This is a genomic window from Rubrivivax albus (assembly GCF_004016515.1).
GTDB classification, from domain to species: domain Bacteria; phylum Pseudomonadota; class Gammaproteobacteria; order Burkholderiales; family Burkholderiaceae_C; genus Rubrivivax; species Rubrivivax albus.
This window is the reverse complement of sequence record NZ_SACT01000001.1, coordinates 1,010,495-1,030,972: the sequence shown is the minus strand read 5'-3', so window position 1 is coordinate 1,030,972 and position 20,478 is coordinate 1,010,495. Positions and strand designations below refer to the sequence as shown.

Annotated in this window: 20 protein-coding genes and 1 tRNA gene; 1 reads left to right on the top strand and 20 read right to left on the bottom strand. The window is 70.6% G+C overall.

Annotated elements, in window-relative coordinates; all coding sequences use genetic code 11:
• Positions 1-15: 15 nt before the first annotated feature.
• A tRNA-Leu gene (locus ENE75_RS04830) sits at positions 16-100 on the top strand.
• A 134-nt stretch (positions 101-234) separates the two neighbouring features.
• On the opposite strand, the gene ENE75_RS04825 is transcribed toward ENE75_RS04830, so the two are convergent.
• From ENE75_RS04825 to scpB, 20 genes are all read right to left on the bottom strand, one after another.
• The gene (locus ENE75_RS04825) at positions 235-756 is read right to left on the bottom strand and encodes a phosphoribosyltransferase (RefSeq protein WP_128196122.1); all 522 of its coding nucleotides are present in this window, start codon (positions 754-756) and stop codon (positions 235-237) included.
• Between the two features lie 41 nt (positions 757-797).
• Entirely contained in the window at positions 798-2,138 is a 1,341-nt protein-coding gene (locus tag ENE75_RS04820; protein WP_128196120.1) for an adenylosuccinate synthase, read from the bottom strand.
• A gap of 21 nt (positions 2,139-2,159) precedes the next feature.
• A complete protein-coding gene (locus ENE75_RS04815) occupies positions 2,160-3,338 on the bottom strand; it encodes an ATP phosphoribosyltransferase regulatory subunit (RefSeq protein ID WP_128196118.1) in 1,179 nt (392 codons plus the stop codon).
• 148 nt (positions 3,339-3,486) lie between these two features.
• Positions 3,487-4,398, bottom strand: a complete 912-nt coding sequence (locus ENE75_RS04810; RefSeq protein ID WP_128196116.1) for a zinc metalloprotease — start codon at positions 4,396-4,398, stop codon at positions 3,487-3,489.
• Positions 4,399-4,533: 135 nt separating this feature from the next.
• On the bottom strand, positions 4,534-4,719 hold the full coding sequence (locus ENE75_RS04805) for a DUF2065 domain-containing protein (protein WP_128196114.1): 186 nt from the start codon (positions 4,717-4,719) through the stop codon (positions 4,534-4,536).
• A gap of 15 nt (positions 4,720-4,734) precedes the next feature.
• Entirely contained in the window at positions 4,735-5,616 is an 882-nt protein-coding gene (hflC, locus tag ENE75_RS04800) for a protease modulator HflC (protein ID WP_128196112.1), read from the bottom strand.
• Positions 5,617-5,627: 11 nt separating this feature from the next.
• Positions 5,628-6,827, bottom strand: a complete 1,200-nt coding sequence (gene hflK / locus ENE75_RS04795) for an FtsH protease activity modulator HflK (RefSeq protein WP_128196841.1) — start codon at positions 6,825-6,827, stop codon at positions 5,628-5,630.
• Positions 6,828-6,921: 94 nt separating this feature from the next.
• On the bottom strand, positions 6,922-8,121 hold the full coding sequence (gene hflX / locus ENE75_RS04790) for a GTPase HflX (protein WP_233258918.1): 1,200 nt from the start codon (positions 8,119-8,121) through the stop codon (positions 6,922-6,924).
• A gap of 28 nt (positions 8,122-8,149) precedes the next feature.
• Positions 8,150-8,395 (bottom strand): RNA chaperone Hfq, encoded by a 246-nt coding sequence (gene hfq / locus ENE75_RS04785; RefSeq protein WP_128196110.1) that lies wholly within the window; start codon positions 8,393-8,395, stop codon positions 8,150-8,152.
• An 81-nt stretch (positions 8,396-8,476) separates the two neighbouring features.
• Positions 8,477-9,823, bottom strand: coding sequence for a ribosome biogenesis GTPase Der (der, locus tag ENE75_RS04780; RefSeq protein ID WP_128196108.1), 1,347 nt, complete (start codon positions 9,821-9,823; stop codon positions 8,477-8,479).
• Positions 9,824-9,865: 42 nt separating this feature from the next.
• Positions 9,866-10,975, bottom strand: coding sequence for an outer membrane protein assembly factor BamB (bamB, locus tag ENE75_RS04775; RefSeq protein ID WP_128196106.1), 1,110 nt, complete (start codon positions 10,973-10,975; stop codon positions 9,866-9,868).
• On the bottom strand, positions 10,972-11,634 hold the full coding sequence (locus ENE75_RS04770; RefSeq protein ID WP_128196104.1) for a YfgM family protein: 663 nt from the start codon (positions 11,632-11,634) through the stop codon (positions 10,972-10,974). Before ENE75_RS04770 ends, bamB begins: the two co-directional genes overlap by 4 nt.
• Positions 11,635-11,660: 26 nt before the next feature.
• Complete coding sequence (gene hisS / locus ENE75_RS04765; protein ID WP_128196103.1) at positions 11,661-12,935, bottom strand: histidine--tRNA ligase; 1,275 nt, start codon at positions 12,933-12,935, stop codon at positions 11,661-11,663.
• Between the two features lie 34 nt (positions 12,936-12,969).
• On the bottom strand, positions 12,970-14,229 hold the full coding sequence (gene ispG, locus ENE75_RS04760; RefSeq protein WP_128196101.1) for a flavodoxin-dependent (E)-4-hydroxy-3-methylbut-2-enyl-diphosphate synthase: 1,260 nt from the start codon (positions 14,227-14,229) through the stop codon (positions 12,970-12,972).
• Positions 14,230-14,236: 7 nt separating this feature from the next.
• Positions 14,237-15,127, bottom strand: a complete 891-nt coding sequence (locus tag ENE75_RS04755; protein ID WP_128196098.1) for a helix-turn-helix domain-containing protein — start codon at positions 15,125-15,127, stop codon at positions 14,237-14,239.
• Positions 15,120-15,905 (bottom strand): type IV pilus biogenesis/stability protein PilW, encoded by a 786-nt coding sequence (gene pilW, locus ENE75_RS04750; RefSeq protein ID WP_128196096.1) that lies wholly within the window; start codon positions 15,903-15,905, stop codon positions 15,120-15,122. Before pilW ends, ENE75_RS04755 begins: the two co-directional genes overlap by 8 nt.
• Positions 15,905-17,032 carry a dual-specificity RNA methyltransferase RlmN gene (gene rlmN / locus ENE75_RS04745; protein WP_128196094.1) on the bottom strand — a complete coding sequence of 376 codons (1,128 nt, stop codon included), beginning with the start codon at positions 17,030-17,032 and terminating at the stop codon, positions 15,905-15,907. Before rlmN ends, pilW begins: the two co-directional genes overlap by 1 nt.
• A 25-nt stretch (positions 17,033-17,057) precedes the next feature.
• A complete protein-coding gene (gene ndk / locus ENE75_RS04740; RefSeq protein WP_128196092.1) occupies positions 17,058-17,483 on the bottom strand; it encodes a nucleoside-diphosphate kinase in 426 nt (141 codons plus the stop codon).
• A 116-nt stretch (positions 17,484-17,599) separates the two neighbouring features.
• Positions 17,600-19,582 (bottom strand): pseudouridine synthase, encoded by a 1,983-nt coding sequence (locus tag ENE75_RS04735; RefSeq protein WP_128196090.1) that lies wholly within the window; start codon positions 19,580-19,582, stop codon positions 17,600-17,602.
• Complete coding sequence (gene scpB / locus ENE75_RS04730) at positions 19,579-20,367, bottom strand: SMC-Scp complex subunit ScpB (RefSeq protein ID WP_128196088.1); 789 nt, start codon at positions 20,365-20,367, stop codon at positions 19,579-19,581. Before scpB ends, ENE75_RS04735 begins: the two co-directional genes overlap by 4 nt.
• Between the last annotated feature and the right edge of the window lie 111 nt (positions 20,368-20,478).

The window sequence follows — 20,478 nt, the reverse complement described above, 5'->3', positions numbered from 1 at the left end:
CAGCGCGACTCACCTGCCCAGGTGGCGGAATTGGTAGACGCACTAGTTTCAGGTACTAGCGCTGAGAGGCGTGGAGGTTCGAGTCCTCTCCTGGGCACCAGACGATGATAAAGGCCGGTTCGAAAGAGCCGGCCTTTTCCGTTTCCGGGCTGTGTTCCGGCGACCTCACGGAGGCGCGGATCGCCGAACGCCATCAAACGCCCGCCGCGGAGCGGCGGGCCGAGGGTGCCGCGCTCAGATCGCAAACTTGCGCGCCAGGCCTTCCGGGCGCAGGTTGTCGTATTCCTCGAACGGCTGGTGGATCCAGGGGCTGGTGGGCAGCGTCTCCACCGAGTAGTCCGGCGTGTAGCTCGACACCCCCTTGGTCCAGATGACCGCCGAGCGCAGTTCGCGGATCGCCGGCATCGCACGCAGGCGGTCCACCACCGCGCGCAGGGTGACGCCGGAGTCGGCCAGGTCATCCACCAGCAGGATGCGCCCGGCGAGTTCGCCCTTGGGCAGGGTGATGTACTTGGCCATGTCCAGCCGGCCCTGGATGGTGCCGGCCTCGGCACGGTAGGAACTGGTGGCCATGATGGCCAGCGGCTTGTCGAACACGCGCGAGAGCACGTCGCCAGGGCGCATGCCGCCACGCGCCAGGCACAGGATCTGGTCGAACACCCACCCGGACGCATGCACCTTCAGCGCCAGGCGCTCGATGAGCATGTGGTACTCGTCCCAGGACACGTACAGGTGCTTGCCGTCATCGGTCAGCATGCGGACTCCTCGTAGGCCAATGGCGTGACGTTGCGGATGCTTCAGGCGCGGTACGGGTGCCGCAGCACGATGGTGTGCTCGCGGTCGGGCCCGGTGGACACCATGTCGATGGGCGCGCCAATCAGTGCCTGCACGCGCTCCAGGTAGAGGCGGGCGTTGAGCGGCAGCTGGTCCCAGTGCTGGATGCCGGCCGTGCTCTCGGTCCAGCCGGGCAGCGTCTCGTAGACCGGCTCGCAGGCCTCGATCTCGTCGGCGTCCAGCGGCAGGATGTCGACGGCACGGCCGCCGAGCCGGTAGCCCGTGCAGACCTCGATCTCCGGCAGCCCGTCGAGCACGTCGAGCTTGGTGATGCACAGGCCGGAGACGCCGTTGATGATGACCGAACGCTTGAGCGCCGGCGCGTCGAGCCAGCCGCAGCGGCGCGCGCGACCGGTGACGGTGCCGCGCTCCTGGCCGACGGTGGACAGGTGGTGGCCGACGCTGCCGGGCTCGTCCATCGGCAGTTCGGTCGGGAACGGCCCGCTGCCCACGCGCGTGGTGTAGGCCTTGGTGATGCCCAGCACGTAGTGCAGCATGCCCGGGCCCACACCCGAGCCGGCGGCGGCGTTGCCGGCCACGCAGTTGCTGGACGTGACGTACGGATAGGTGCCGTGGTCGATGTCCAGCAGCGTGCCCTGCGCGCCTTCGAACAGCAGGTTGTCGCCCGCCTCGTGCGCGCGCTGCAGGCGGTGGCCCACGTCGGCGAGCATCGGCAGCAGCTGCTCCGCGGCCTTCATGGCGCCGTCGAACATCGGCTGGTACGCCAGCGGGCTGGACTTCAGGTAGCCGCTGAGTTCAGCGTTGTGCAGCTCCACCAGTTCGCGCAGCTTGCGCGCCAGCCGGTCCGGGTGCTTGAGGTCCTGCACGCGCAGCGCGCGGCGCGCCACCTTGTCCTCGTAGGCCGGGCCGATGCCCTTGCCGGTGGTGCCGATCTTGCCGCTGCCGCTGGTCTCTCGCAGTGCCTCGCGGGCGCGGTCGGTCTCCACGTGGAAGGGCATGATCAGCGGGCAGGACTCGCTGAGGTACAAGCGCGAACGCACGTCCACGCCGGCGGCCTCCAGGCGCTGGATCTCGCCGATCAGGTGGGTGGGGTCGACGACCACGCCATTGCCGATGTAGCAGGCCACGCCGTCGCGCATCACACCCGAGGGGATCAGCTGCAGCGCCGTCTTGACGCCCTTGATCACCAGCGTGTGGCCGGCGTTGTGCCCGCCCTGGAAGCGCACCACGCCCTGCGCGTGGTCGGTCAGCCAGTCGACGACCTTGCCCTTGCCTTCGTCACCCCATTGGGTGCCGACGACGACGACGTTGCGACCCGGTGTCGCGGAGCTTGGGTTTGCCATGGAGAGGTTCTCGGGATCGGTTCAATCGGGCTGGGCATCGCGCGCGGTGACGACCCAGCGGTCGCCCACGGGCACCAGTTGGCGGTCGCAGCGGAAGCCGGCGGATTCGATGGCGTGGCCGGGCAGCACCGCGACCACCACCTCGCCGGCATCGCGCAGGGCACGCACCGCAGCGCGCAGCGAGGCGTCCTCGCCCCACGGGGCCTGGATGGCCGACGCCGCCGGCATCGGCCGGCCCGCCGCGGCCAGGGCCTTCAGGTCGAGGCTGAAGCCGGCGGCCGGACGGCTGCGGCCGAAGGCGGCGCCCACCTCATCGTAGCGGCCGCCGCGGGCCAGCGGGTCGGTGGCACCGGCGCCGTAGAGCGCGAAACGCGCCCCGCTGTAGTAGGTGTAGCCGCTCATGTCGGACAGGTCGAAGCCGACGCGCACGCCCGGGTGGGCGCTGCGAAGGTGGCTGCCCAGCCAGGCCAGCTGTTCGATGGCGTCCTGCACCAGCGGGCGTTGCGGCAGGCGCTCGCGCGCCGCGCCGAGCACCTCGTCGCTGCCGTAGAGCTGCAGCAGGGCGCCGAGTGCGTCGCGCGTCTCGGCCGGCAGTGGTGCGCTGCGCGCGGCCAGCGTGGCCGCGTCCTTCTTGGCCAGGGCTTCGACGAGGCCGGTCAGCGCGTTCGCATCCAGGGGCAGGCCGGCGAGCACGCCCCGCACGATGCGTGCGTCGGCGAGGTCGATCACCGGCTCGGCAATGCCGGCCAGCGTCAGGCAGTCCACCGCCAGGTCCAGCACCTCCAGGTCGGCCTCCAGGCCGGCGTGGCCGAAGACCTCGGCGCCGAACTGCAGCGGTTCGCGGTTGCCGTACAGCCCGGATGGCCGCGTGTGCAGCACCGGGCCGCAGTAGCACAGGCGGGTCACGCCGTCGCGGTTGAGCAGGTGGGCGTCGATGCGCGCGGCCTGGATGGTGGTGTCGGCGCGCAAACCCAGCGAGCGGCCGCTGAGCTGGTCCACAAGCTTGAAGGTGCGCAGGTCCAGCTCGTGCCCGGTGCCCGACAGCAGCGACTCCAGATGCTCGAGCATCGGTGGCGCCACCAGTTCGTAGCCGTAGCCGTGAGCGCGGTCCAGCAGCCTGCGGCGAAGCTCCTCGATGCGCCGGGCCTCCACCGGCAGGACGTCGGCGATGTGCTCAGGCAGCAGCCAGGCAGAGGACATGCGTTTCACCGCGCTGTTGAAAACGGCATTGTACCGGCCTGCCCCACACGTCACTGACGAATGCTTCGGGCAAACGGCGACGCCGCCGGCGAGCCCGCTGGGCCCGCTCGGCGGCGTCGATGCGCATCGTCCCGGTGACGGACCGGGATCAGTTCGCGCGGTACTGCTGGAACAACTGCACCATCCGCGTGTCCTGACCGGCACTGAAGGTGTTCATGCAGGCGTCGTCGGTGTAGTCCATGAAATTGGTGATCGGGTCCTTGCCGGCTTGACGACGGCAGCTGTCGCGATTCGCCGGGCAGCCGTAGGCGGGCGAACGCTCGGCGGCGGTGTCGGCCACGGAATCGCCCGGGTTCCGGCACCCGCCCTGGAACGTGTGGTACAGGCCCAGCCAGTGGCCGACCTCGTGGGTGCCGGTGTCACCTTCGTCGTAGGGCGCGGCACTGCCACCGGGCATCGACGCCGTCAGGATCACGACACCGTCGTTCGATGGGTTGGACGCGTAGCTCCACGGGAACGTGGCCCAGCCCAGCAGGCCGCCGGCCATGTTGTTCGCGTACACATTGAGGGCATTGGCGCCGCCTTGCCGCAGTGCCGACTTCATCTGCGTCTCGCAGGCGCCGCCGGTGCAGGTGTACCAGGCATCGTTTGCCGAGGTGTCCACGGCCACGAGATCGAAGCTGAAGCCACTGCTGGCATAGGCCGCATTGAGCACGGCGATCTGCGCGTCGATCTGCTGCTGGGTGGGCGCGCCCTGGCCCGCGCTGTTGGTGATCACGTGGAAGTAGACCGGGATCGACACGGCAGCAGCCTGTGCCAGCGGGTCGCGCCCCTGCGCACGCTGGTCGGCCAGCCAGGACCGCTCCTGCGCCGCCTGCAGCCGCATCTCCAGTTCGCTGGGCTGATGGGTGCTGCAGCGCGCCCCGCTCTCCACGAAGGCCTTCTGGCTCGCGAACGTGGCCCCGTTGATCGTGAACGACTGGGCTGCGGCCAGCGAGGGCAGCAGGGCTGCCAGGCCCAGCGGAATCAGGGCACGCAGCCCGCGGTGAACGATGGACATCGAACTTCTCCTCCAGGATGGAAGTTCGATCATAGGCAGCCGCCAGGGCTCATGGGGCCGGTGTATCCCGCTCCCCCCCACAAATCGAGGCCAGCGTGCCGTCAACCAGCGCCTTCGGCCGACAGGCGATGGGCTTCAGCGCCAGATCAGCAGCAGCAACAGCCCCAATCCGACGCTGAACAGCCCGATGAAACGGATCTGTCCGTCGTTCATCTGCAGCACGCGCTCGAACACGCTGCGCCAGCCGCGCGGGTTGATCAACGGCAGCAGACCCTCGAAGACGAGCATCAGCGCCAGCGCGCCGAGCAGCGCGTCACCCATTGCGACGGCCGTGACTCAGCGGCCGCCCGGGCCGGCGCCGCGCATCGCGCCGAAGAAGTCGCTCGCCGGATCGACGACGATCATGTCGGACTTGCTGCGGAAGCTGCCACGGTAGGCTTCCAGGCTGCGATAGAACTTGGCGAACTGCGCATCCCGGCCGAAGGCATCGGCATACAGGGCAGAGGCCTGCGCGTCGCCCTCACCCTTGATCTTCTGCGCGTCGCGGTAGGCTTCGGCCAGGATGACCTCGCGTTGGCGGTCGGCGTCGGCGCGGATCTTCTCCGCCTCGGCGCTGCCGGTGGAGCGCAGTTCGTTGGCCACGCGCTTGCGCTCCGATTCCATGCGGCGGTAGACAGCGTCGGTGATGTCGGCCACGAAGTCCACGCGCTTGACCCGCACGTCGATGATCTCGATGCCGAAGGACTGGGCCTCGTCGGCCAGGCGTTCGCGAACGCCGGCCATCACGCGCTCGCGGTCGGTGGCCAGCACCCCGCTGACGGTGCGGCGCGTCACTTCCTCGTTGAATGCGGCCTGCACCACCGGCGCCAGGCGCACCTCGAGGTTGCGCAGATCCGCGCCGTTGTTGCGGATGAACTGGCGCGGGTCGGTGATGCGCCACTTCACCATCCAGTCGATCAGCAGGCTCTTCTTCTCGGCGGTGAAGATGGGGCGGGTGTCGGGGCTGTCCAGGGTCTGGATGCGCTTGTCCAGGAACACGACGTTCTGGAACGGCGGCGGCAGCTTGAATTTCAGCCCAGGTTCGGTGATGACGTTCTTGATCTCGCCGAGCGCGTAGACCACGCCGACCTGGCGCTGGTCCACGATGAACACGGTGGAGAACGCCACCATCAGCATCACAAGGAAGCCGGCGACGATGAATCCGATGCGGTTGGCCATGTCGTGCTCCTTCAGCGGCCTTCGCGGTCGCGGCTGCGGGCGTCGGCCCGCGCGCGCACGTCGATCACGGTCGGCGCCACCTGCTCGGCCACGCCGGGTGCCGGCGCGGGCGCGGCGGACCCATTGGTCGTCCCACCGGACTGCAACAGCCGATCCAGCGGCAGGTACAGCAGGTTGGAGTTGTTGCGGCTGTCGACCATGACCTTGGTGACGTTGGAGTAGATCTGCTGCATGGTCTCGATGTACAGGCGGTCGCGCGTGACGGCAGGTGCCTTCTGGTACTCGGCCAGCACCGAGCGGAAGCGCTGCGCATCACCCTCGGCCTGGGCGACCACGCGGGCCTTGTAGGCTTCGGCCTCCTCGCGCAGCCGGCTCGCCGCGCCCTGGGCCCGCGGGATCACGTCGCTGGCGTAGGCGTCGCCCTCGTTCTTGAAGCGGTCACGGTCGGCGCTGGCCTTGACCGCGTCGTTGAACGCGGCCTGCACCTGCTCGGGCACCTGCACGTTCTGCACGTTGACGTTGGCGATCACGATGCCCGCACCCAGCCGGTCGAGCTGCGACTGGATCGACTTGACGAGGTCGGCGGCCACGGCATCACGCTGCTCGTACAGCACGGAATCGACACGGCTGCGGCCGACGATCTCGCGCACCGCCGATTCCGCTGCCAGCACCACCGCACCGTCGGGGTCGCGGTTCTCGAACAGGTAGGCCCGCGCGTCGTTCAGGCGGTACTGCACGGTGAAGCGGATGTCGATGATGTTCTCGTCCTGCGTCAGCATCGACGAGTCGCGCAGGCCGGTGGCCTGGGTCACGGTGCTGCGGCCCACGTCGACCGAACGCAGCTGCGTCACCGACACCGTCTCGTGCGCCTGGAACGGGTAAGGCAGGCGCCACTGGAAGCCGGCGTCCACGGTGTGGCTGAAGCGGCCGAAGGTGGTGACGACGGCCTGCTGGCCTTCCTGCACGATGAACACGCCGCTGCCGGCCCAGATCAGCAGCAGCACGCCGCCGATCAGCCCCACGCCGATGCCAGCGCTCTTCATGTCGGGCGGCTGCAGCGGGCCACCGCCGCCACCGCCGGGCGGGCGCTCGCCGCCGTTGTGCCCGCCACGCGAGGGCCGGCCACCGAACAGGCCGCCGAGCTTGCGGTTGAAGTCGCGCCAGAGTTCGTCGAGGTCGGGCGGGCCGTCGTTGCGGCCGTTGTTCAGCATCGGCTGCAGGCGACGCGGCGCGAGGCCGGCGAACAATGCCGCCGTGGCGCGCATCAGCGCACGCCAGCGGTGGCCGAAGGAGATCTCGGTCGGATCAGGCATGGTGGGAAGGCAGGAAATCGGGAAGGTGCCCGTCCGAAGACGGGTGGTCGGGAAGGGCATGGTGGGCGCGCGCCGCGTCGGCGATGGCCTCGCGCAAGGTGTCGAGTCCGGTGCCGTCGCGTGCGCTGACGAAGACCCGCCGGAAACGCCGGCCGCCATCGGCCAGGATCCAGTCGGCCGCCTCGCGCGGCTGCTGCGAGTCCTCGAGCTGGTCGATCTTGTTGCAGACCCAGATCTGCGGGATGTCGCCGGCGCCGATCTCGCCGAGCACGCGCATGACCTCGTCGCGCTGCTCGATCTGGTGCGGGCTGGCCACGTCCATCACGTGCAGCAGCAGGTCGGCCTCGGCGGCTTCCTGCAGCGTGGCCTCGAAGGCCTCGACCAGCTTGTGCGGCAGGTCGCGGATGAAGCCCACCGTGTCCGACAGCGACACCGACCCCACGTCGTCGCCCAGCCAGAGCTGGCGCGTGGTGGTATCCAGCGTGGCGAAGAGCTGGTCGGCCGCGAAGGCCCGCGCCTTCACCAGCGCGTTGAACAGCGTGGACTTGCCGGCGTTGGTGTACCCGACCAGCGAGACGCGGAAGGTGCCGCGCCGCTCGCGCGCCTTGCGCTGCGTGTTGCGCTGGCGCTTGACCTTCTCCAGCCGCGCGGACAGCGACTTGATGCGCTCGCCGATCATGCGCCGGTCGAGTTCGATCTGCGCCTCGCCCGGGCCGCCGCGGGCGCCGATGCCGCCCCGCTGGCGCTCCAGGTGCGACCAGCGCCGCACCAGGCGCGTGGCCAGGTACTGCAGCCGCGCCAGTTCCACCTGCAGCTTGCCCTCGTGAGACCGCGCGCGGTCACCGAAGATGTCCAGGATCAGCGACGTGCGGTCGGCCACGGGCACGCCCAGGTGACGCTCGAGGTTGCGCTGCTGCGCAGGCGACAGCGCCTGGTCGAAGATCACGCCGCTGGCCTGGGTGCCCAGCACCAGGGCCTTGATCTCGTCGGCCTTGCCGCTGCCGACGAACAGCGCGGCGTCGGGCGCGCGGCGGCGCGCGGTGACGCGGCCGACGACTTCGTCGCCGGCAGACGCCGCGAGCAGGGCGAGTTCCTCCAGCGTCGGGTCGAAGCCGGCCGGCTGGCCGAGGTCGACGCCGACGAGCACGGCACGCGGCGGCGCGCCGGCCTGCACTTGGGCTTCAGGGGTCAAGTGGTCGGGTGCGGGGTGGCGGGGGCGCTCAGGCCGCCGGCGCCTGCGGTTCGTTGGGGTGGAAGTTCACCGCGCGGCCAGGGACGACGGTGGAGATCGCGTGCTTGTAGACCATCTGGGTGACGGTGTTGCGCAGCAGCACGACGTACTGGTCGAAGGATTCGATGTGCCCTTGCAGCTTGATCCCGTTGACCAGATAGATCGAGACCGGCACGTGTTCCTTGCGCAGCAGGTTCAAAAAGGGGTCCTGCAAAAGCTGGCCTTTGTTGCTCACGGTTGTTTCTCCGTGTTGATGTCGACGCTTGGCACGTTATCACAGCAGGGGTTGCGCGCTGCGGCAGTGCATCAATTCCGGTCAGGAACCCTTGTCGACGAAGGGATTCGTGCCCAGCTTCATTTCCACGCGCAACGGCGTGCCCACGAGCTTGAAGTGCTCGCGGATGCGACCCTCCAGGTAGCGCTTGTAGGTGTCGGTGACGTGTTCGAGCGCATTGCCGTGGATCACCACCACCGGTGGGTTCATGCCCCCCTGGTGGGCATAGCGCAGCTTGGGCCGGAAGGCACCGGCACGCTTGGGCGCCTGGTGCTCGACGGCGTCGTGGATGAGGCGCGTGAGCTGGGGGGTGGACAGCTTCTTGGTCGCCGAGGCGTGCGCCGCATCGATGGCCTTCCAGACCGCGCCGATGCCGCGCCGCTTCAGCGCCGAGATGTGCAGCACCTCGGCAAACTTCAGGAAGCCCAGGCGGCTTTCGATCGAGCGTTCCAGCATCTGCCGCTGGTAGTCGTCCACCGCGTCCCATTTGTTCACCGCGACCACCACGGCCCGACCCGACTCGAGCACATAGCCGGCGATGTGCGCGTCCTGCTCACCCACGCCCTGGGTGGCGTCGATCAGCAGCAGCACCACGTTGGCATCGGCGATGGCCTGCAGCGTCTTGACCACCGAGAACTTCTCGATCGCCTCGAACACCCGGCCCTTGCGCCGCAGGCCGGCGGTGTCGATCAGCTCATAGCGCCGGCCGTTGCGCTCGAACGGCACATGGATGGCGTCGCGCGTGGTGCCCGGCAGGTCGAAGGCGACCAGGCGCTCCTCGCCCAGCCAGGCGTTGATCAGCGTGGACTTGCCAACGTTCGGCCGGCCCGCCACCGCCAGGCGGATGGGTCGATCGGCGCTGCCGTCCTCGATCTCGCCGTCGTGGTCCTCGTCGAAGATGAACTCGTCCAGCGCAGCCTCGAGCAGGCTGCGGATGCCCTGCCCGTGTGCCGCCGACACCGGGTGCGGCTCGCCGATGCCCAGTTCGTGGAACTCGGCGATCTGCGGCGCGTCGAGCATGCCCTCGGCCTTGTTCACCGCCAGCAGCACGCGCTTGTTGGCCGTGCGCAGGAAGCGCGCGATCTCGTGGTCCTGGGCCGACAGCCCGGCCCGCACGTCGGTGACGAAGATCACCGCGTCGGCCTCGGCCACCGCCTGCTTGGTCTGCTGCGCCATGCGCTGAACCACGCCGGTGGTGGCGTCTGGCTCGAAGCCGCCGGTGTCGATGACGATGAACTCGCGCGGCCCCAGGCGTGCATCGCCGTAGTGCCGGTCGCGGGTGAGGCCGGCGAAGTCGGCCACGATGGCATCACGCGACTTGGTGATGCGGTTGAACAGCGTCGACTTGCCCACGTTGGGCCGGCCGACGAGGGCGATGACCGGCTTCATGGTGCGGGTTCCTTGTGCGGGATGCTGGGCCGGGGCCGCGGCTCACTGCGGCCGGAAGGCGAACAGGCCGCCGCCGCGCGTGGCCACCAGCAGCGTGGTGCCCGACAGCACCGGCGCACCGACCACCGGCGTGCCGTCGGTCGGCAGGCGCAGCTGCGTGGCGCCGTCCTGGCGCGACAGGAAGTGCACCTGACCCTCCAGGTCCCCGACCACCACCACGGCGCCGGCCAGCAGCGGCGCCGTGGGCTCGCGGTACAGCAGCAGGTCCTGCGACCAGGCCACCTCGCCCGTGGGCGTGCGCCACGCGGTCAACCGGCCGGTGGCGTCGGTGCCCAGCAGCAGTTCGGCGTCACCGCCGAGCGCCGTGGCGCCGGCCGACGGGCGGCTCCACAGCAGCACGCCGCGGCGCGCATCCACGCAGCCCGCCGCGGCCTGGAAGGCACGCGCGCAGACCGTGTCGCCGATGCGCAGCGCCGGCCCGACCAGGTCGGCCAGGCGCTCGACCTCGTTGGTGCCGCGCGGCGTGGCCACCGCCGATTCCCAGCGCAGCGTGCCTCGCAGCGGGTCGAGCGCCACGAGCCGTGGCCCTTGCCCCACGAGCAGCAGGTTGCCGAACGGGGCGATGGCGCCGGCCTGGCCCAGGGTCAGCGGCTCGCCAGGGCGCTGGTACGTCCACAGCGGCCGGCCGTCCAGCGCGTCGAAGGCCATCACTGCACGGTCCACGCGCAGCACGAAGACCCGTTCGCCGGCGACCAGCGGCGCGGTCAGCACACCCGCCGGCAGCCGCTTGCGCCAGCGCTCCGCGCCACCTTCGAAGACCACGACTTCGTTGTCGCGCGTCACCACGCTGGCAAAGCGCCCGTCGGAGCCGACCCCGGCCGAGAGGGTGGCGCCAGCCTGCGCACGCCACAGTTCGCGGCCGCTGCCGGGCTCCAGCGCCAGCACGGTGCCGTCGCGGCCGGCGGCAACGAAGGCATCGGGGCGCGCGGCGATCTGCAGCGGAAAGTCGATGCCTTCGAGCTTCGCCTGCCAGACCGGGCTGCCGGCAATGGCCGGCGTGTAGGCCGCCAGCGGCGTCGGGTCGGGCCGCGGGGTGGAACAGCCGGCCAGCAGCGACAGCGCCGCAGCCGCCGCCCAGATCACTCGCTTCATCGCGCCGCCTCTGAGGCTGCCGGGGCCGCACCCACGGCCGTGAGCTTGGCCTCCACCAGGCGGCGGTACTCCAGCCGTTCCGGCAGGCCGTCCCAGGCCTGGCGCCAGGCTGCTGCAGCCTCCTCGGCCTTGCCTTGCGCGGCCAGCACGTCGCCACGGCGGTCGGCCACCAGCGGCGCCATGCCGGGCACCGCAGCGCCGTCCAGTTGCTTCAGCGCCTCGTCGTACTGCTTGGCGTCCAGCAGCAGGCCCGCCAGCCGCAGCCGGGCCAGCGCCTTCACGGCGTCGTCGGCAGCACTCTCGGCGGCCCAGGTCAGTGTGGCCTTGGCCGCATCGGCCTGGCCCGCCTCGGCCTGCACCTTGGCCGTCAGCAGCGCGCCCTGGGCGGCGTAGGGCGTGCGGCCGAACTTGTCGCGCAGGTCGGCAAAGCGGCTGGCGATGCGGTCGGCCTCCTTGGCCTGCGCACTGCGCTCCAGCGCGTCGTACAGCGCCGCAGCCTTGACGGCCTGGTCGCGCTGGTACCACTGCCAGCCGTTCCAGGCCGCGAAGGCGCCCAGCGCGAGGATGAGGACCCAGGTGATCAGGTTGCCGTACTGGTTCCAGAACGCCTTGAGCTGGTCGAGCTGTTCCTGCTCCTGCAGGTCGAGTTGTGTGGCCATGGTGACGCGTCGAAGAGAGCCGGGGATTATGCGTTGCGCAGGCTGGCGGCCCAGGCGGCGGGATCGGCCAGCGGCTGGCTGACCTGCGCGGCGGTGGCATCGCGCAGCGGCTTGACGGCCACTTCCGCGCGGGCCAGCTCGTCGCCGCCGAAGATCAGCGCGTGGCGCGCACCGGAGGCATCGGCCTTCTTGAACTGCGTCTTCATGCTGCCGCCGCCGGCGTGCAGCTGCACCGCCAGCCCGGCGGCACGCAGGACCTCCACGGTGCGCACGGCCACGGGCATCGCCGCCGCGTCAGGCACGATGGCGTAGGCATCGGGCACCGGCGCGGGCGGTGCGCTGCCGATCTGCTGCACCAGGTCGAGCACGCGCTCGATGCCCATGCCCCAGCCAATGCCCGGCGCCGGCTTGCCGCCCACCAGTTCCATCAGCCCGTCGTAGCGGCCGCCGCCGCAGATCGTGCCCTGGGCGCCGAGCTTGTCGGTCACCCACTCGAAGACGGTGAGGTTGTAGTAGTCCATGCCACGCACCAGGCGCGGGTTGACACGGAAGGGCTGGCCAGCGGCATCGAGCATCGCCTTGAGCGCATCGAAGTGCTTCAGCGACGCCTCGCCGAGGTAGCTCATCAGCTGCGGCGCGGCCTCCACCAGCGGCTGCATCGCCGGGTTCTTGGTGTCCAGGATGCGCAGCGGGTTGCTGTGCAGGCGGCGCTGGGCGTCGGCATCCAGCTGGTCGCGGTGCGCCTCGAAGTGCGCGATCAGCGCCGCGCGGTGGGCGCGCCGTTCGTCGGGCTGGCCCAGGCTGTTGATGTCCAGCCGCACCTCGCCCAGGCCCAGGTCCTGCCACAGGGCGCGGCACATCAGGATGACCTCGGCATCCACCTCCGGCCCGGCGTAGCCCAGGGCCTCCACGCCGACCTGGTGGAACTGGCGGTAGCGCCCACGCTGCGGCCGCTCGTGGCGGAACATCGGGCCGATGTAGAACAGGCGCTTGCCGCCGTCGTAGAGCGCGTTGTGCTCCACCATCGCACGCACCACACCGGCCGTGCCCTCGGGACGCAGCGTCAGCGGGTCGCCGTTCATGCTGTCGACGAAGGAGTACATCTCCTTCTCGACAATGTCGGTCACCTCGCCCAGGCCACGCACGAACAGCGGCGTGTGCTCGACGATGGGCGTGCGCACGAACTGGTAGGCATAGCGGCGCATCAGCGCGCGCACGGTGTCCTCGAACCATTGCCAGCGCGCCGAGTCCGGCGGCAGCAGGTCGTTCATGCCCTTGACGGCACGGATGGGGTCGGCCATGGAAAGTCTCTGAGGCGCCGGAGCACCCGAAGGTTCAGGCGGTGGCGCCGAAACGCCGCTCGATGTAGTCCTCGACGATGCGATGGAACTCGGTGGCGATGCCTTCGCCACGCAGCGTCATCGCCTTCTGGCCGTCGATGAACACCGGCGCGGCCGGCGCTTCGCCGGTGCCCGGCAGGCTGATGCCGATGTCGGCGTGCTTGCTCTCGCCGGGGCCGTTGACGATGCAGCCCATCACCGCCACCTTGAGGTTCTCCACCCCCGGGTAGCGGCTCTTCCACACCGGCATCTGCGCGCGCAGGAAGTCGTCGATCTGCTTGGCCAGCTCCTGGAAGGTGGTGCTTGTGGTGCGGCCGCAGCCGGGGCAGGCGGTGACGCTGGGGTTGAAGCTGCGCAGGCCCAGCGCCTGCAGGATCTCGAGTGCCACCACGACCTCCTGCGTGCGCGCCTCGCCGGGCTGCGGCGTGAGGCTCACGCGGATGGTGTCGCCGATGCCTTCCTGCAGCAGCACCGCAAGTGCCGCGCTTGACGCCACCGTGCCCTTGGTGCCCATGCCGGCCTCGGTGAGGCCCAGGTGCAGCGGGTAGTCACAGCGCGCGGCCAGGCCGCGGTAGACGGCGATCAGGTCGCGCACGCCGCTGACCTTGCAGCTGATGATGATCTGCTCCGGTGCCATGCCCAGTTCGCGCGCGTAGGTCGCCGAGCGCAGCGCCGATTCGATCAGCGCCTGGTACATGACCTGCTGCGCGTCCCAGGGCTGGACGCGCTGGGCGTTGATGTCCATCATCGACGCCAGCAGTTCCTGGTCGAGGCTGCCCCAGTTGACGCCGATGCGCACGACCTTGTCGTGCTTCAGCGCCGCCTCGATCATCATCGCGAACTGGCGGTCCTTCTTGTCGCCCTTGCCGACGTTGCCCGGGTTGATGCGGTACTTCGACAGCGCCTGCGCCATCGCCGGGTGCTCGGTGAGCAGGCGGTGGCCGTTGTAGTGGAAGTCGCCCACCAGCGGCACGTCGATGCCCATGCGGTCGAGCTGCTCGCGGATGTGCGGCACGGCCTCGGCCGCCTCCGGCGTGTTGACGGTGATGCGCACCATCTCCGAACCGGCGATCGCCAGTTCCTTGACCTGGATGGCGGTGCCGATGACGTCCACCGTGTCGGTGTTGGTCATGCTCTGCACGCGCACCGGCGCATCGCCGCCGATGGTCACCACGCGGTCCCCCCAGACCACGCGCGCCTGCCGGCTGCGCCGCGGCAGCGGGTCGGCATGGGCGACCAGGAAGTCTTCGCTCATCGGGCCCTCACTTCAGTTCGAGGCGCGCCACGTTGGTGTTGCCCACCGGCACCAGCGTGACCGGCTGGCCGCGAAACGTCACCTCGGTGGCCGCAGCGTTGCCGATCACGACGCGAAGCGGCAGCGCGCCGTCCAGGGACAGGGGCTCGCCCGGGGTGACCACCCGCGAGACCAGGGTACGGCCGCCCGCGTCGACGATCTCGATCCAGCTCGCCGCCGTGGTGCGCAGTTGCAGCAGCGGGTCGGCGGCTGCTGTTGCTGCGGCGGCCTCAGCGGATGGGGCCGGCATCGACGGCGAACTGGCGGCCGTGGCCGGCGCCGCGTCGGCCGCGGCCGCCGACGCCGGCTCCGATGCCGAAGCGGCAGCCGAGGCGGCCGTGTCTGCGGCAGAGGCCGCCTCGGCGGGTGCTGCAGGCGGGAACAAGGCGGTCGCCTCGGACGCCGCCGGGGCCGGGCCGGCTGGCACCGGTGCGCCGGCGCCACGCGGCCAGAACCACAGGGCGGCGGCCCCGGCGAGCAGCAGCACCACCACGATCAAGGCCGGGTGCCGCAGCACCGCCACGGGGGCGAAGTCCTGGGCCGCCGGCTTGTCGCGGAACGGGGTGTTGAGTCCGGCCGACACCTGCTCCAGCCCCGCGCCGGCGGCCGGCGGCAGCAGGGCCAGTACCGGCGCGGCGTCGATCTTGAGCGCGCGGCAGACCGTCTGTGCCAGTGCACGCGCGAAGGTGGCGTCGGGCAGTTCGTCTAGGCGGTCACGCTCCAGCGCCTCGAGCTTGCGCTGCGGCACCTTCAGGTTGGCGGCCAGCACGGCGATGTGCAGGCCCTGGGCCTCGCGGGCCCGCCGCAGCAACGCACCTGCCGTGGGCGCGGGCGATGCGCCCGTCACGTCCTCAGCCATCGAAACGGCCCTGCTCGAATCGCAGCGCTTCGGCACTCTGCGGGAACCGCTGTCGCAGTTCATCGCCGAAGCGGCGCACACCGGCGGTGTTGCCCAGGCGCTGCTCGACCCGCGCTGCCAGCCACAGCGTCTGGGCGTTGGACGTGGCCGGCTGCTCGTTCAGCCGGCGCAGGTAGAAGCGCGCCCGCTCGTACTCGCCCAGGCCGTACAGCACCTCGGCCAGGTTGAAGGCGGTGCCCGGGTTCCCGGGGTCGATCTCGTAGGAACGCGTCAGCGTGCGCTCGGCCGCGGCCACGCGCCCGGCTCGCGCCTCGCACAGGCCCTTGGCCAGCAGCGAGCGGGCGGCGTCACGGTACTGCGGCTGCGCGATCGCGGCATCGAAGCGCGCGAAGGCCTCGTCCCAGCGCCGCAGCTGGCACAGGTACCAGCCGTAGTTGTGCAGCGTGTCGGCGTTGTTCGGTTCCAGCTGCAGGGCACGCTGGAAGCTTTCGTCGGCCAGCGCCGGCTGGTTCAGGCTGGCGTAGATCAGGCCGCGCAGCGCATAGGCCTCGGCAATGTCCGGGCGCGCGGCAATGGCCTGCTTGACTTCGTCGAGCGCCGTCTCGGGCTGGCCGCGCGAGAAGTAGCCCGACGCGAGTTCCAGCCGCAGGCGGGCACGCCGGTCGGCTTCGGTCATGTCAGACGCGGTGCGCAGGTCGGTGCCGCCCGTGGGCGCGGCGCACGCCGACAGCAAGGTCAGCAGCGCCGCCAGCAGCAGGGTCGTGGTCAGGCCGCGCATCAGCGCCCAGCCTCTGCCGGCACGATGCCGACCACGCGCCGCGACGCCAGGCGCTCGCGCGCATTCGTGCGGTCCAGCACCTCGCCGGCCAGTTGGCCACAGGCGGCATCGATGTCGTCGCCGCGGGTCTTGCGGATGGTGGTCACGAAGCCGGCCTCCTGCAGAACGCGCTGGAAGGCCCGCACGCGCTCCGGCGACGAGCGCTTCAGGCCGGACGCCGGGAAGGGGTTGAACGGGATCAGGTTGAACTTGGCCGGCACGCGCTCGCGCCGCATCAGCGCCACCAGCGCGCGCGCCTGCTCGTCGCTGTCGTTGACGCCGTCGAGCATGCAGTACTCGAACATGATGAAGTCGCGTGGCGCCGCGCCCATGTAGTCGCGGCAGGCGGCCATCAGTTCGGCGATCGGGTACTTGCGGTTCAGCGGCACGAGGTCGTCGCGCAGCGCGTCGTCGGGAGCATGAAGCGACACCGCCAGCGCCACCGGGCAGTCGGCACGCAGGCGCTCGATCATCGGCACGACGCCACTGGTGGACACCGTGACCCGCCGGCGCGAGAGGCCGTAGGCATGGTCGTCGAGCATCACGCGCAGCGCCGGCACCAGGGCGCCGTAGTTCTGCAGCGGTTCGCCCATGCCCATCATGACCACGTTGTCGATCACGCGTTCGGTGGGCGCCAGGCCGAAGCGCTGGTGCAGCCGGTGCTCGGCGTGCCAGAGCTGGGCCAGAATCTCGCCCGTGGCCAGATTGCGGCTGAAACCCTGATGGCCGGTGGAGCAGAAACGGCAGCCCACCGCGCAACCCGCCTGCGACGACACGCACAGCGTGCCGCGGTCTTCCTCGGGGATGAAGACAGTCTCGACGGCGTTGCCGCCGCCGACGTCGAACAGCCACTTGATGGTGCCGTCGGCCGAGGCGTGCTCCGACAGCACCGGCAACGACCGCACCTCGGCCACGCCCGCGAGCTTGGCGCGCAGGCTCTTGGCGAGGTCGGTCATGGCGTCGAAGTCCGACGCCCCTTTCTGGTGGATCCAGCGGAACAGCTGCTGGGCGCGGAAGCGCTTCTCGCCCAGGCTGTCGCAGTAGGCGGTCAGGCCCTCGAGATCGAAGTCGAGCAGGTTGACCGCCATGACCGCCGCAGCCTCAGCCGCCTTTTCAGCGGGAGTAGACGTTCATGCCGGGGAAGAAGAAGGCCACTTCCACGGCCGCGGTTTCCGGGGCGTCGGAGCCGTGCACCGCGTTGGCGTCGATGCTGTCGGCGAAGTCGGCGCGGATGGTGCCCTTCTCGGCCTTCTTCGGGTCGGTGGCGCCCATCAGCTCGCGGTTCTTGGCAATGGCGCTCTCACCCTCCAGCACCTGGATCATCACCGGGCCGGAGACCATGAAGTCGACCAGATCCTTGAAGAACGGGCGCGCCTTGTGCACGGCGTAGAAGGCCTCGGCCTCGCCGCGCGAGAGGTGGGCCATCTTCGCGGCCACGACCTTCAGCCCCGCGCCCTCGAAGCGCGCATAGATCTGCCCGATCACGTTCTTCGCCACGGCATCGGGCTTGATGATCGACAGGGTACGTTCGACGGCCATGAAAAGCTCTCCTGAAATCAAGGACTTGGCAAAACAGCGGATTGTAGCGTGGCGGCCCCTTCCGGACGGCGCACCGGGTGGCCTCGCGGGCGGCGGTCAGGGGGCGTGGGCCGCGGTCAGCGACGGCCTCGTCCACCACCGCCACGGCCACCCCCACCGCCACCGCCACCGCGACGACCACCACCGCCGCCCGACATCTTCTTGTGGAAGGCATCGGCACCGATGTAACCCACCGAGGTCTGCATCGGATCGGGCTGGCCGTCGGCCGGCTTGGGCCCACGGTTCTTGCGGCCGCCCAGCGGCTGCGACTTCTGCACGAAGCGCTTGTCGTAGGTCTGCTGCAGCGGGTTGGGGATCGGACCGTCGTCGGACAGTTCGCGCCGCGGCTTGTTGCGCTGCAGCTGGGTCTTGTCGTAGGTCTGCTGCAGCGGGTTGGGGATCGGGCCATCGAAGTCGTCGAGGTCGTCGTAGTCGTCACCCCGCTCGCGCGGCGCGGCACGGCGCTCCTCGGCCTGCGGGCGCTGCGGCGGACGGCCTTCGTCACGGCCATCGCGGCCCTCGCCTCGGCCCTCGCCTCGGCCCTTGTTGCGGCGGTTGCGGCGGCCGCGTCGATCGTCGTCGCCATCACGGGCATCGCGCGGCACCACCGGCGCGGCGGTGAGCCGGCGCAGCGACTTCACGTCCACCTCCGGCAGATCCACCCACACGCCGCGCTTGAGGCCGCGTGGCAGCACCACCGAGCCGTAGCGGATGCGGATCAGGCGGCTCACCGCGTGGCCCACGGCCTCGAACAACCGGCGCACCTCGCGGTTGCGGCCTTCGGTGATGACGACGCGGTACCAGTGGTTGACCCCCTCGCCACCGCCGTCCTCGATGCTCTTGAAGGCGGCGCGCTGGCCGTCGATCTCGACACCCTCAAGCAGCTGCTGGCGCTGCTCTTCCGTGAGCACGCCCAGCGACCGCACCGCGTACTCGCGCTCGACGCCGAAACGCGGGTGCATCAGCTGGTTGGCCAGGTCACCGGAGTTGGTGAACAGCAGCAGGCCCTCGGTGTTGATGTCCAGGCGACCCACCGACTGCCACTTGCCCTGTTGCAGCCGCGGCAGGCGGCGGAACACGGTGGGGCGCTGCTGCGGGTCGTCGTGCGACACCACCTCGCCCGCAGGCTTGTGGTAGGCCAGCACGCGCGCACGCGGCGGCTGGATGCGCACCTTGACCGGCCGGCCATCGAGCTGGATGCGGTCGCCGAAGGAGATACGCTGCCCGGTGTGGGCCACCTCGCCGTTCACCGTGACGCGGCCGTCGGCGATCATCTGCTCCAGGTCGCGCCGCGAACCGACGCCGGCCTGGGCCAGCACCTTGTGCAGCTTGGGCGCGTCGGCCTCGGGCGCGAGCACGCGCTTGTGTGGTCCGGGCGCGCCGGATTCGGCTTCCGGTCCACCGGCGGGCGCAACGGAGCCGACATCGTCGCCCGCGGATGCGGCACTGCCGTCGTCGTCCGGGGCACCTTCGGACGCATTTTCGCCACCGCCAGCATCGGCTTCGTCGGCGGCCGACAGCGGGGCTTCACCGATCTCGTCGTAGGCCCCGGACATGACTTCCGCAAACCACTCGCCCACGCGTTCCGGCGACGCCGTGGCCGGCGACTCCGGCGTCGCGGACGCCCCGTCGCCCATGCCTTCGCCCGCTTCGCCCTCACGCTCGCCCCGGCGTCGGCCGCGTCGGCGGTTGCGCCGGCGGCCCTCACGTCCTTCGCCACCCGTTTCGTTGCTCGCGTCCCCCGGTTCGCCCGGTTCGCCACCTGCGCCGTCTTCGCCACCCACCGCACCGGCGGGTGTCGGCGCAGCATCCGGCATTGCGTCCGCCGAGGCAGGACGCACCGGCTTGGCCACCGGCCCTGGCTCAGTCGCCGCCGCGGGCACCACGGCTTCTTCGGCCGCGGCTGCTGGCGCGGCCGCCCCGGTCTTCCCGGCCTCGCCCGCGGGGGCGGTCTCGGCCTTCTTGCGTCGCGGCGCCCGCCGCTTTGGCGTCGGCGCGTCGTCGGCGCCGGTGGACGGCGCGATCTCGGGTTCAGGCAGGTCGGCGTCGCTGGGGTTCATCGTGGGGTCTCTGGAGCGTCTTGTGGGGAACGGGAAAGGGCGGTGTCGTCGGATGGCGGCTCGATCGCACCTTCACCGGGCGCGACGGGTGCGTCGACCAGCGATGGTTCGCGGTTCGCGACACCAGTGGCCACCTCGGGATCGACAGGGGCTTCGGACCCGGGCACGGGCTCGTCCGCCTCGCCGTCGAGCGGCAGTTCAGCCTGGTCGACGGCCGGGGCGTCGTTGGCCACGTCGCCGGACGCGAGCAGTCCCGCGAGGGCCTGCTCGCCACCGGGCGCTTCCAGGGGCGGCAATTGCGACAGGCTCTGCAACCCGAGGTCGTCGAGGAACTGCCGCGTGGTCGCGTAGAGCGCGGGGCGGCCAGGCGCCTCGCGGTAGCCGATGGCCTCGATCCAGCCGCGGTCTTCCAGCTGCTTGACGATCTGGCTGCTCACGGTGACGCCGCGGATGTCCTCGATGTCGCCACGCGTGACCGGCTGGCGGTAGGCCACGATGGCCAGCGTCTCCATGGCGGCGCGTGAATAGCGGGGCGGCTTTTCGGGGTGCAGCCGGTCGAGGAAGATGCGCATCTCCGGTCGGCTCTGAAACCGCCAGCCGGAAGCCAGCGCCACGAGCTCGACCCCGCGACCCGCCCAGTCGCTCGCCAGCTCGTCGAGCAGCGAGCGCAGGGTGTCGGCGCCGAGCTGGTCGTCGAACAGCTGACGCAGTTCGCGCAGGGGCAACGGCGCAGGCGCGCAGATGAGCGCAGTCTCGAGGACGCGTTTCGCATCCGATGTGTTCATGCCAGTCCAGGTCCAGGGGCAGGCCCGCGTGGCGGGCGAATGGCGCCGGTGCCAGGCGGATGGGTGGGGGTCGCCTCGACCTAGTCGCCACCCGTGGGGTGCGGCGGGTAC